The sequence below is a fragment of the Sphingomonas faeni genome (genome assembly GCF_024273235.1).
GTDB classification, from domain to species: domain Bacteria; phylum Pseudomonadota; class Alphaproteobacteria; order Sphingomonadales; family Sphingomonadaceae; genus Sphingomonas; species Sphingomonas faeni_A.
In genome coordinates, this window is the sequence record NZ_JANBVH010000002.1 from 23,519 (window position 1) to 35,876 (window position 12,358).

Sequence of the window (12,358 nt, forward strand, 5' to 3'; positions counted from 1 at the left end):
GTGCCGACGCCCCCACTCGCGCCGCCGGTCTATAGTGCGCGACGGCACGCTGCTAGGGCCGCGATGGACGCGCGTGCCGGGCGTTGCTACGCCACGCGGTGATGCGGGGGGCGGATCATCTGGTGACGGGTACGAACGACGAGCCTTCGCGACCGGCCGCCGCGCCGCCGCGGATCCGCGTGATGCACGTCATCACGCATCTCGACATGGGCGGTGCCGAGAATGTCGCGCTGGGGTTGATCGATGCCTTGCGCGACCGGATCGAGTTCTCGCTGTTCGCGGTGCTGCGCCAGTCGCCGCTGAGCAAGGTCGGGCAGGACATGGCCGATCGACTGGCGCGCTGGCACGTGCCGTTCCGGTTCGGCACGGAGCGCGGGTTCAAGTCGGGCGGCGTGGTCTTTGCGGCACGGTCGCTCGCACGCGCGGTGGCCGAGCAGCGGCCCGACCTGATCCATGTCCATACCGAGATACCGGAACTGACGCTGGCGGTGGCGGGCCTCATCTCGCGCCGTGTCCGCCGCACGCCGTTGCTGCGCACCGTCCATAACAGCGAGTTGTGGATCGCCTGGGGCGGCATCGGGCGCTGGGTGACTCAGCAGCTCGCCGGGGGTGACGCGGTGGCCGTGTCGCGCAACGCTGCCAACGCCGACGCGGCGATCTTGACGCGTAGCCGCCGACCGGTCGCCGACGTCATCTATAACGGCGTGTCGCCACCGCCGGCGTCTCCGATCGGGAGGGAAGCAGGCCCGGTACGACTGCTGTTCGCGGGACGCCTGGTCCACCAGAAGGGCGCCGACCTGCTGCCTGCCATCCTCCGCGACGCCCATGCCCGCACGGGGCGCCGCGACGTCGTGGTGACGATCGCCGGCTCCGGCGCGATGCAAGACTTGGTGGGCCAAGGGTTCGCAGACGATCTGGCGGGCTGGGATGTCCGGATGACCGCGCCGATCGAGCGCCTGTCCGAACGCCTTCACGAGTATGACGCGGTCCTGCTACCGTCACGGTTCGAAGGATTTGCGCTGCTCCCGCTCGAGGTGTTGATGGCAGGCATCGCGCTGGTGACGACCGACGCTCCGGGCCTCGATGAGGCGATCCCGACCGACTATCCGTTCAAGGCCGCGGTCGACGACGTCGCGGGGATCGGTGCGCAACTGGCGAAGGTCATCGACGATCCGGCGACCGCGCGCGTGACTGCGGCTCGCTACGGCAAGGACCTCGCCCGCAGCTTCAGTCCGGAGGCGATGGCGTCCGCGTATCTGGCACGCTATCGCTCGCGTGGGGACACGGGGGCAAAGTGACGGTCGCAGTCGGGATCAAGGCGCTGAACGAGGCGGCGCATATCGACGCCGCGATCGGCAGCGCGCGCGCCGCGCTCGATCGCGTCGGTGGCGGGCTGGTCGTGCTCGCGGACAGCGGATCGTCCGACGCCACGATAGCGTTGGCGCAGGCACATCCCGGCACGCGGATCGCGCAGCTCGCCGATCCTGCCGAGCGGTCCTGCGGCACCGGCGCGCAACTCGCATTCCAGGCCGCGTCCGAGACCGCTGGCATCGACTATTTCTACCTGCTCGACGGCGACATGGTCCTCGACCCGCACTTTCTCGAAGCGGGCATCGCGTTCCTCGAGGCGAACCCCCGCCACGCCGCGGTCGGTGGCCGGGTGCGCGAGGTCAATACCGACAGCATCGAGTTCGAGCTGCGCGCGCGCAACGATCGCGTGAAGGGCAGCGCGGTGGCGGGCGATGTCGACCGGCTCGATTGCGGCGGGCTCTACCGTGTCGCGGCGGTGCGGAGCGTCGGGCATTTCGCCGACCGCAACCTCCACGCGTTCGAGGAATATGAGCTTGGCGCCCGGTTGCGCGCGGACGGCTGGCGACTCGCACGCATCGACGTGCCCGCGGTCGAGCATCACGGCCATGCCACCGGCGGCTACCAATTGATGTGGCGACGGTTGCGCACCGGCTATGCCGGCGGTCCGGGCGAAGTGATCCGCGCAGCCTGGGGCCGCCCGCACTGGTCGCAGGTCCTGCGCGGGTTCGCCCAGTTGCGCTACAGCGTGATCGTCTATGGCTGGTGGCTGGCGATGCTCGTCGCGCTGGCGATGGGCCAGGGTCTTGCCCTGCTCGCGATCCTGCTGCTGCCGGTCGCGTTCCTGACGATGCGCCGCCGAAGCCTGCGGGTCGGGCTCTACTCGCTGGTGACGTGGAACGTGATCGCGATCGGCATGCTCCAGGGCCTCGTCCGCGCCCGCCGCCCCGCCGATGCACCCGTTGCCGCGCGCGACCTGTCCGCGCCGGGGCGATGAGCACCGCGTCCGGCTATCTCGGCAAGTTCGTCTGGACGGCGGGCACCTTCGTCGTGTCCGCCGGGCTGAAGTTCGGGCTCAACATCGTCCTCGCCTATCTGCTCGCGCCCGAGATCCTCGGCGTAATGGTCGTCGTCAACGCGATCCGCCTCGGGGTCGAATTGCTGACCGATGTGGGGATCGAGCAGAACATAATCCACCACCGCGACGGGCTCGACCGCCAGTTTCGCGACACCGCCTGGACGCTGCAATTGCTGCGCGGCGTGCTGTTGAGCCTGGTCTTCCTGATCGCCGCGCCGTTCCTCGCGCACGCTTACGGCATCGACGTCCGCATCTTCCTCGTCGCGGCGCTGTCGCCGATGATCGGTGGCGCGCACTCGACCGCGATCTTCGTGCTGGTCAAGCAGATGGAGGTCCGCCGCCGCAATTTGTTCGAGCTGTCGTGCGAGGCGCTGGCGTTCGCGGTGCAGGTCGCGCTGGCGGCGTGGTTGCGCTCGGTCTGGGCGTCGGTCATCGGCCTCGTCCTCGCGGTCGCGATCCGCTCGGCGCTGAGCTACCTGCTGCCTGACCCCGGCCAGCGCCTCCGCTTCGACCGCGATGTCGTCCGGCGGATCATCCATTTCGGCAAGTGGATCGCGATCACCTCGCTGGTGATGTACGCCGCGACCAATCTCGACCGGCTTTATCTCGGCCGGGTCGCGCCGCTTGCGCTGCTCGGCATCTACGGCATCGCGCGCGCGATCGCCGAGCTGCCGACCACGCTCGCGCGGCGGATGAGCTATCAGATCATCTTCCCCGCGCTTGCCAGCGTTTCCGAGGACGATCGGGCGGGGCAGATGGCGGCGATCGCCGGCTCGCGCGCCGTGTTCACGCTGGGCGTCTGTGCGGCGCTCGCACTGGCCGCATCGGTCGCCGACGGTCTGATCCTGTTTATCTACGACCCGCGCTACCAGGCGGCGAGCTGGATGCTGTCGGTCCTGCTCGGCGGCGCGGTGTTCGCGGTGCTGTCCAACCTCAACGAGGCGTTGCTGCTCAGCGCCGGGCGGCCTTTCTATGCGAGCGTGGCCAATTTGATGCGGCTAACGACGCTCGCGGTGTTGCTGCCGACCGGTCACCGGATCGCGGGCTTCCCCGGCGCGGTCGTCGCGGTCGCGGTCACCGAGCTGCTCCAATATGGCTATATCGCGGTCGGGTTGCACCGCGTGCGAATGAGCTTCTGGCGGCAGGATGCGCTCGCGATCGGCGCTGCTTGTGCGGTGTTCGCGGTGATGCTCGCGGTGCGTTGGCAGCTCGGGTTCGGCACGCCGCTGGCGGGGCTTGGGAGGATCGGATGACGCGGCTGCTGATCGTCCATTATGCCGGCGACTACCGCGAGGCCGATCGCCTGCGCCGCGCCACCGGTGGGGAGACCTATTACGGGCACGGCTACGTCCTCGATCAGCTTGCCGCGTTGCAGGCGCAGCACGAGGCGGTCGGGTTCCTCTGCTCGCTCGCGCCCGCCTATTGGGAAACGCTCGACAGCGGCGTGACGGTGATCGGCGCGGACACCAATCCGGATCAGAACCCCGCGCCGGTGCTGGCGTTGATCGAGCGGTTCGCGCCGACCCACCTGATCGTGTTCGGGCCGATGCTGCCGCTGATCCGCTGGGGACTGGAGCACGACGTCCGTCTGGGCGTCGTGATGGCCGATTCGTTCGCCAATCCCTATTATCGCTGGATCAGGTTCCGGCGACTGCCGAAGCTGCTCAACGACCGCCGCGTGACGCTGGTCGCCAATCACGGCGCCAATGCCGCCCGCGCGCTGGTCGGCATCGGCGTGCGCGCGGACAAGGTGCTGGCGTGGGACTTTCCGCATCATCGCACGCCCGAGGCGCAACCGTGCAAGACCCAGGCCTCCGGTCACCCCAGCCGACTCCTGTATGTCGGCTCGATCAGCGCGAAGAAGGGCGTCGGCGACATGGTCCGCGCGGTTGCGTTGCTCAAGGACCGCCTCGATGTCCGGCTCGACGTCGCTGGCGTCGGCACAACCGAAAAATTTGCGGCGCTTGCGACACGCCTCGGCGTCGCCGATCGTGTCCGGTTCCTCGGGCTGGTTCCGAACGGTGCGATCCCGGCGGTGATGCAAGATGCCGATGCGGTGATCGTGCCCAGCCGCCCCAACTTCCCCGAAGGCCTGCCGCTGACGCTGTTCGAGGGGCTCGCCTCGCGCACGCCGGTGATCGCGTCGGACCATCCGATGTTCCACGGGCATCTGGAGGACGGCGAGAGTGCAATTGTGTTCGCAGCCGGCAAGCCACGCGCACTGGCCGATGCGATCGTGCGGCTGATGACCGACCGGGCCTTGTACGCACGTGTGTCGCAAGGATCGGCGGCGGCGTGGCACCGGATGCAGAACCCGGTCAAATGGGGCGAGATGATCGATCGCTGGGTGCGTGACGCCGCCGAGGATCGCGCCTGGCTGTCGGCGCATACCGTCGCCGCGCTGGACGGGCCGGCATGACGGATCGAACCAGTGCGATCCATTTCGCGATCACGCATTCGGCGGCCGGGGGCTTGCGCGAACTCTGGGACGACATCGCCGAGGGATTGATCGCGCGCGGTCATCCGGTGAAGCGCTTCGTCCTCTATCCGCCCGCCGATGCTGAGGGCGAAGGCGTCGACATGGAGGTCTGGCACCATGTTGCCGACGCCCGTCCGCGATCGGTGCTCGGCGCGGTCCGCACCTTCGCGGCGCTGGTCCGCTATCTGCGGCGCGAGCGACCCGCCGCGGTCGTGTCTGCGATGCCGGCGGCGAACGTGCTGCTGCCGCTCGCGGTAACGGTCGCGCGCGTGCGCACCCGCGTGTTCCTGTCGCATCACTCGCCGACCGATACGCACAACCGCCTGCTAGACCGGATCGACGGCTGGACCGGCGGCCTGCCGTGCGTCGCCGGAATCATCAGCGTGTCGGACGCGGTCGGCGCGACGCTGGCACACAAGCCCGCGACCTACCGCGCGCGGACGCTCACGATCCACAACGCGCTGTCGGAGCGGGTCGAACGGATCCTAGATGCCCTGCCTCGGGTAAAGGCGGGGGGCGATCGGTTGCGTGTCGTCGCCCTCGGGCGGCTGACCTACCAGAAGAACTATCCGATGCTGATCCGCGCGATCGCCGCCGTTCCGGGCGCGATGCTGGAGATCGTCGGCGGGGGCGAGGATGAGGCTGCGCTGCGTGCGCTCGTCGCGGACCTGGGCCTCGGCGACCGCGTAGCCTTTGCCGGGCTGATCCCGCGCGAGGCCGCGCTCGCCAAGGCAGCCTCCGCCGACGTCTTCGTCCAGGTCAGCCGCTACGAGGGGCACAGCCTCGCATTGATCGAGGCGGCGCGGCTCGGCCTGCCGCTGGTCGTGTCGGACGTGCCGGTGCAGGTCGAGGGCATCACCGCACGCGACGGAATGCGGTGCGGGATCGTCGTGGCGCTCGACGATCCCGTCGCCTTGGCCTCGGCGCTGCGAGCCTTGCACGACGATCCGGCGCTGCGATCGCACTGGAGCGGGCTCGCGTCGCGGCTCGGCGCCGAGGCCTCGAACGCGCGAATGCTGGATCGTTACGAGGCGGTGCTGGCTCCGCCCGCGCAGGCGGGATAGGAACGACCCGATGGCCACCACGATCACCGCAGTTCAGCAACGCCGATCGGGTGCGGCACGGTCGGCGGTCCTGCGTGGTCGCCGCCGCTACATCGTCGCCAACATCTGTTTCGCGGTCTTCATGTGGCTGGTCCTGATCGGCACGTCGCCGGTCCAGGAATGGGCGTTTCGCGGCAAGATCGGCGAGGGCGATGCTGTCAACCAGGTCCTGCACATCGTCATATTCCTCGCCCTGCTGATCGCCAGCGGCATGCCGAGCAAGCGCGAACTGTTCTGCATACCGCTCGGGCTCGCGATCCTGCTGGCCTATTGCTTCGTGACGGTATCGTGGGCGATCGAGCCGTCGATCTCGTTCCGCCGGGCGACGCTGACCGCGATCGTGGTCTGGGTGACCTTTCGACAGGTTAACGACCTGGGGCCGGATCGCGCGCTGAAAATCGCGCGCTATGCGCTGCTGATCCTGCTGGCGATCAATTACCTGATGGTGTTCTTCAGCCCGTACGGGATCCACTCCGAGGTGTTCGGCGAGGTCTCGTCGGTGGTCGGCGACTGGCGCGGCATCATTCCGCACAAGAACGTCGCGGGCGCAGCGTGCGCGTTCACGATCCTGCTGTTCGTGTTCGACAACCGCCAGTTCCCCCGGGTGGTCTCAGCGCTGGTCGTCGCGGCCGCCGCGATCTTCCTGTATTTCACGCATTCGAGCACGTCCGAGATATCGCTCGCGCTGGCGCTCGTGGCAGGCATCGCGATCCGGCCCTACGATGCCAGCTACCGCGTCGTGCTCGGCATCGTCCTGCTGATCGCCGCGGGTCTGGCGATCGAGATCCTGCTCACCAACATCACGGTCCTGACCGACATCCTCAACGATCCCGGCGCGCTGACCGGGCGTGGTGCGATCTGGCCGCTGCTGCTGGAATATGCGCGCGACCATCTCTGGACGGGGGCAGGGTTCAGCTCGTTCTGGCAGATCGGCGCGGACAGCCCGATCTGGACGCTGACCAGCGGCTGGGTCGCGATCTATGCGGCGCACGGCCATAACGGCTTTCTCGACCTGCTGGTCACGATCGGCCTGCCGGGGCTGATCCTGGCGGTGATCGCGCTGATCGTGTGGCCGCTGATCCGGCTGCTGTTGAGCCAGTCGATCGCCAAGCCGCGCCGCTCGCTGCTGCTGGCGCTCATCATCTTCTGTACGGGGCACAATCTGGCCGAATCCTCGCTGCTGAACGCCGCGTCGATGACCCAGGTGTTCCTGCTGATCGCGATCGCGATCACCTATCGCCACTCCAACGCGAGTGCCGGGGCGCATCACGGCCTGCGCCAGCGGATGACTCGTCTGGTGCGGAGGCCGGCGCGGCTGTCGCTGTCGCGGCGCTGATGCCGCGGCTAGGGGTCGTCGACCGGATGCTCGACCGGCTGTTCCCACGGGGCGAGGGTGCGGCGCCACCGCGTCGCCGGTCCTTCTGGACGATGCGGCTGGCGATCATGCTGGTCTGGCTCGTGCTCGTGGCGTTCCTCGTCGCGCATCACGTGATGTGGCGCGACGAGGTCCGCGCGCTCAGCCTGGCGACGCAGGGCGAGTCGATCTGGGCGATGCCCGCGGCGGCGCGGGGCTATGGTCATCCGCTGCTGTGGCACGCGCTGCTCCGCATCGGCACGGACCTGTTCGCGACCAAGCTGGTCCTGCCGGGGGCGGCTCTGGCGATCGGCATCGCCTGCGCCGCCCTGCTTTTGTTCGTCGCGCGGCTATCGTTGCCGGTGACGATCCTCGCGCTGTTCGGCGGCTTCGCGACCTACGACTATGTCGTGATGGCACGGAATTACGGGCTGGCGATGCTGCTCCTGCTGCTGCTCGCCGCCACCTATCCCCGTTTCCGAAAGCGCGGCGTGACGCTGGGGTGCCTGCTGGCAATGTTGTGCAACGCCAATGTCCATGCAGTCGTGCTGGCGGGCGCGTTCGGGGTCTTCTGGCTGGCCGACCTGATCGCGGAAGAAGGCTGGGGCTGGAGCCCGGCGAAGCGTCTGTGGCTAATAAACATGATCCTCGCCGGCGCCGGGGCGCTGCTGGCGTTCGTATCGGTCTACCCCTCGGTCGAGGATGCACCGGCCGCCACGCAGCGCTCGATCGGGCAGACGCTGCTCCACCTGATACCCGGCATGGAATTCCAGCGTATCTTCGGCAATTTCAATGCGAACGTGCCCATCACGATCGTCGCGGCGCTGCTGGTGACGGGCAGCGTGGCGGCGTTCGCACGACGCCCGGCGGCGCTCGCGGCCGCGATCGCGGCACTTGGCGGGCTGCAGCTCCTGTTCGTGTTCGTCTATCCCGGGCATTACCGGCATGTCGCGCTGCTGATCGTCTTCTTCATCGTGCTGCACTGGTTGACGGCGAGGGGCTTTGGCGGCCGCTACGACAGCCCGTTCGCTCGCGCGGCCGAGCGAGTCGGCCGGATCGCGTTTCTCATGCTGCTGGTCGCGCAGTTGCCGGCGACCGCCCGCGCCGTGGTCCAGGCTGCGAAGTCGCAGCCCCAGAGCGAGGCCAAGGCACTTGTCGACCTGCTCGCCCGCCAGGGTCTCGCGCGGTCGACCGTGATCGCGGATCCCGACTTCGTGATCGAGAGCCTGCCCTATTACGGAACGAACCCGACCTGGTCGGTGCGCCGCGACCGCTTCACGCCGCTGGTGCCGATGACGCTCGCCGAAACCGCGCCGATGTCTCCGGGCCGGTTGCTCGCGACCGGGCGCCGCCTGGCCGACGTCACGCGTCGCCCGGTGGTGATCCTTCTCACCGCCTCACTCGATGATCTGACGCAGCGGCAGGTGATCGATCGCGGCACGTTCGGGCCGTTGGTGCTCGATCCCGCCGACATCGCCAAGTTCCGCGCGGCGACCACCAAGCTTGCCACGCTCAGGGCTGCGTCGGGGGACGAAGTCTACGATGTCTATCGTCTCGACCCCGGCGTTTCGCGATAATGCTTGCGGGGTTGCAATTGCTTTGTCCCCCCGCGCATAGCATGGCCAACAACTTGATGTGGGTCAGATGTTTACGGTCTCGGCGGATCGTGAAGGCCGGCAAAACCAGTCGACGGGGGTAAGATCGGGTGGGAGACGAACCGCTGTTCGATCGCGACGCAGATATCGCGCCGGCGACCGGTGCGCATGGCCAAGTCGAAGCCGGATCAAAACTTGAATCTCAAGACGAGCACGCTGTCGATCAGGTCCCGACCGCGACGATCGGCGGCATGAAGATCGCGCGGCTCCGTCGGGACGAACTGGCCGCACGAATGCTCGCCGATACGCGTCGGGCCCGTGCCGGCGAGCTGCCGGTGCCGCGGATCGTGACCTCGGCCAATGGCAGCGTGGTCGCCGCGTACAACCGTGACGCGCGGTATCGGGCGATCATGGACGGCGCGGATATCGTCGATGCCGACGGCATGCCGTTGGTCTTCGCCAGTCGCCTGTTGTGCCGCGAGCCGCTGGCGGAACGCACCGCGACGACGGATTTCCTGCTCGACGCGGCGACCATCGCGGCGCGTGACGACATCCGGTTCTTCTTCATCGGCTCGCGTCCGGGCGTCGCCGCCCGCGCCGCCCAGCATCTGCGCAGCCGCTTTCCTGGGCTCAAGGTGGTCGGCACACGACACGGCTTCTTCCCGCCCGAGGCGATCCCGGAAATCTGCGCGAAGGTGCGCGCATCTGGGGCCGACGTGCTGTGGGTCGGCATGGGCAGTCCTGCGCAGGAGCGGTTCGCGCTGGAGAACCGCCACCTGCTGGGCGGCGTCGCGTGGATCCGGACCTGCGGCGGGCTGTTCGACCATTATGGCGGCGGCGTATCGCGTGCGCCGGACTGGATGCAGGCGATGGGCCTCGAATGGCTGTACCGCGCCGCTCGCGAACCGGTGCGGCTCGGATGGCGCTATCTCGTGACAAGTCCGGTCGCTATCTACTATCTGGCCACAAGAACGCATGACTGACCGCCGCCGGGCGAAGTCGGGATCGGCAGGGAGTTCGATGGAACCACATGTTCGCCGTACCGTCCGCTACGAGGATTTCGTCCAACCGCGTCGCCGTCGCTGGCCCTGGATCCTCGGCGCGATGATCATTCTCGCCCTGGCCGCCGGGCTCGCCGCCTTCTGGTTCGGCGTGGATCACGAAGCGCATGCGGCGCCGCCCGCTCTGTCGCAGGCCGGCGCGCCGGTCGCGAACGAGGCGTATCAGTGGAAGCATGTCGCGATTGGCGGCGGTGGCATGATCTCCGGCCTGTCGAGCGATGCGTCGGGCAAGACCTTCGTCGCGCGCACCGACGTGTATGGCGCCTATATCTGGGATGCCGGCGCGAACCGCTGGGCGCAGCTCGTCACGGCGGCATCGATGCCCGACACCATCCGCACGCAAAACGGCGCCGCCGCCGGGGCCTATGAGATCGTCGTCGCGCCGTCGCGGGCGCAGCGCCTGTACATGGCGCTGCAGGGCAGGGTCTATCGCTCCGACGATGCGGGCAGGCATTGGACGCAGCCCAACGCCGGCAATCCCTTCCCGATGGTGTGGGATGCGAACAGTGAATATCGCCTGCACGGGCCCTTCATGGCGGTCGATCCGGCCAACCCCGACCTGGTCCTGCTCGGCACGCCGGGCACCGGACTGTGGCGATCGGCCGATGGCGGGGCGAACTGGGCGCATGTCGGCTCGGTCCCGGTCAGCAAGGACCTGAAGCCCGACGCGGGCGTGCAGGCGCCGGGCACGATGATCTGGTTCGAGCGGCCGGCAGGGGGCAAGCCTACCGGTCGCCTGTTCGCACTCGCATCGGGCAGCGGCATGTTCGTCTCGACCGATCGCGGCGCGACGTTCAGGCCTTTGCCTGCGCCCGGCGTCCAGCCGCTGACGCTCCAGCGCGGCACGTTCGATCGCCGCGGCACGTTCTTCGGTGTCGATGATCTTACAAAGTCGATCTGGTCGTACCGCGACGGGCGCTGGCGCGACCTGACCGCCGATCTCGGCCTGACGGTGCGCGAATATGCCGCGGTCGTCGCCAACCCGCGCGCGGACCAGGTCGTCGTCGTCGATCGCGGCGGGCAGGGCTATGCCAGCAGCGACGGTGGCGCGACCTGGAACAGCGTGTCGCACAGCGCGAAGGCCGGGGAAGGCGATCCCCCCTGGCTTCGCGTCGCCAACGCGCCGTTCTTCACCTCCGCGGACATGATGTTCGATCCGGTCGTGCCGAACCGGCTGTGGGTCGCGGCCGGCATGGGCGTGTTCTATGCCGACGTGCCGCCCGGGACGGGGGCGCTCGACTGGGTCAGCCAGACGCGCGGGATCGAGGAACTGGTCGCCAACGACGTCATCCAGCCGCCGGGTGGCTCGCCGATCTTCGCAGGCTGGGATTTCGGCATCCACGTGAAGGACGATCTCAACGCGTATTCGACGACGTTCGCACCCGGCGAACGCGCGCTGATGACGGTGCCGCAACTCGACTGGACGCCCGCCAGGCCCGGCTTCGTCGTCAGCAACGCGTCCGATGCGCGGATGGGATGCTGTTCGGAGGACGGTAACGCGGTGATGGCGGGCACCAGCACCGATGGCGGACGGAAGTGGAGCAAGTTCCCGACGCTGCCGACACCGCCCGGCACCAAGGATGACGACCCCTGGCGGATGTCGTTCGGGACGATCGCGGTTTCGTCGGGCGATGCGCAGAATATCGTCTGGGCGCCTGCGTTCAATCGGCAGCCCTTCTACACCAAGGATGGCGGGCGCACCTGGACCGCCGTCCGCCTGCCCGGCGCGACCGGCGATACGCCCGGATCGTTCCAGGCGCAGTGGATGCAGCGCAAGACACTGACCGCGGACAAGGCCGTCCCCGGCACCTTCTATCTCTACCATAGCGGCGGGGGCGCCAACGCGGGACTCCAGGGCTTGTGGCGGACCAGCGAAGGCGGCACGAGCTGGAGCAAGGTTTTCGAAGGCGAGATCGCGCCGTCCAGCGAACTCGCGGCCAAGCTGCGGTCGGTGCCGGGCCATGCGGGTAATCTGTTCTTCACCTCGGCGTTCGAACACACCAGCGACACCGGCCTGCGTCGCAGCATCGACGGCGGCAAGACGTGGCAGGTCGTGGCCAATGTCACCCGCGTCGACGACATCGCGTTCGGCAAGGCGGCGAAGGGCAAGACCTTTCCGACGATCTTCGTCTCCGGGCGCGTGTCGGGCGAATACGGCATCTGGCGGTCGATCGACAACGCCGCGAGCTGGCAGCAGCTGGTGGATTTCCCGGTCGGGACGCTGGATCAGGTCAGCGCGATCGGCGCGGATCCCGACGTCTTCGGCCGCGTCTATCTCGGTTATGTGGGCTCGAGCTGGATCTGGGGCGAACCCGCACCGTGCACGCCGGCCGCGTACCAGCCGCTGGCGGAGAAGCAGTGTTCGAAGGTGCGCTGACAC

Annotated in this window: 9 protein-coding genes; all 9 read left to right on the top strand. The window is 68.3% G+C overall.

The window, feature by feature from the left end:
• Window positions 1-122: 122 nt before the first annotated feature.
• Entirely contained in the window at window positions 123-1,298 is a 1,176-nt protein-coding gene (locus tag NLI89_RS01140) for a glycosyltransferase family 4 protein (RefSeq protein ID WP_254685315.1), read from the top strand.
• Window positions 1,295-2,305, top strand: a complete 1,011-nt coding sequence (locus tag NLI89_RS01145) for a glycosyltransferase (protein ID WP_254685316.1) — start codon at window positions 1,295-1,297, stop codon at window positions 2,303-2,305. Before NLI89_RS01140 ends, NLI89_RS01145 begins: the two co-directional genes overlap by 4 nt.
• Window positions 2,302-3,639 carry an oligosaccharide flippase family protein gene (locus NLI89_RS01150; RefSeq protein ID WP_254685317.1) on the top strand — a complete coding sequence of 446 codons (1,338 nt, stop codon included), beginning with the start codon at window positions 2,302-2,304 and terminating at the stop codon, window positions 3,637-3,639. Before NLI89_RS01145 ends, NLI89_RS01150 begins: the two co-directional genes overlap by 4 nt.
• On the top strand, window positions 3,636-4,805 hold the full coding sequence (locus NLI89_RS01155) for a glycosyltransferase family 4 protein (RefSeq protein ID WP_254685318.1): 1,170 nt from the start codon (window positions 3,636-3,638) through the stop codon (window positions 4,803-4,805). Before NLI89_RS01150 ends, NLI89_RS01155 begins: the two co-directional genes overlap by 4 nt.
• Window positions 4,802-5,929 (top strand): glycosyltransferase, encoded by a 1,128-nt coding sequence (locus NLI89_RS01160; RefSeq protein ID WP_254685319.1) that lies wholly within the window; start codon window positions 4,802-4,804, stop codon window positions 5,927-5,929. Before NLI89_RS01155 ends, NLI89_RS01160 begins: the two co-directional genes overlap by 4 nt.
• A gap of 10 nt (window positions 5,930-5,939) precedes the next feature.
• The gene (locus NLI89_RS01165; protein ID WP_254685320.1) at window positions 5,940-7,304 is read left to right on the top strand and encodes an O-antigen ligase family protein; all 1,365 of its coding nucleotides are present in this window, start codon (window positions 5,940-5,942) and stop codon (window positions 7,302-7,304) included.
• A complete protein-coding gene (locus NLI89_RS01170) occupies window positions 7,304-8,899 on the top strand; it encodes a hypothetical protein (RefSeq protein ID WP_254685321.1) in 1,596 nt (531 codons plus the stop codon). Before NLI89_RS01165 ends, NLI89_RS01170 begins: the two co-directional genes overlap by 1 nt.
• A gap of 128 nt (window positions 8,900-9,027) precedes the next feature.
• The gene (locus NLI89_RS01175) at window positions 9,028-9,900 is read left to right on the top strand and encodes a WecB/TagA/CpsF family glycosyltransferase (RefSeq protein WP_254685322.1); all 873 of its coding nucleotides are present in this window, start codon (window positions 9,028-9,030) and stop codon (window positions 9,898-9,900) included.
• A complete protein-coding gene (locus tag NLI89_RS01180) occupies window positions 9,893-12,355 on the top strand; it encodes a WD40/YVTN/BNR-like repeat-containing protein (protein WP_254685323.1) in 2,463 nt (820 codons plus the stop codon). Before NLI89_RS01175 ends, NLI89_RS01180 begins: the two co-directional genes overlap by 8 nt.
• The last annotated feature ends 3 nt before the right edge of the window (window positions 12,356-12,358 follow it).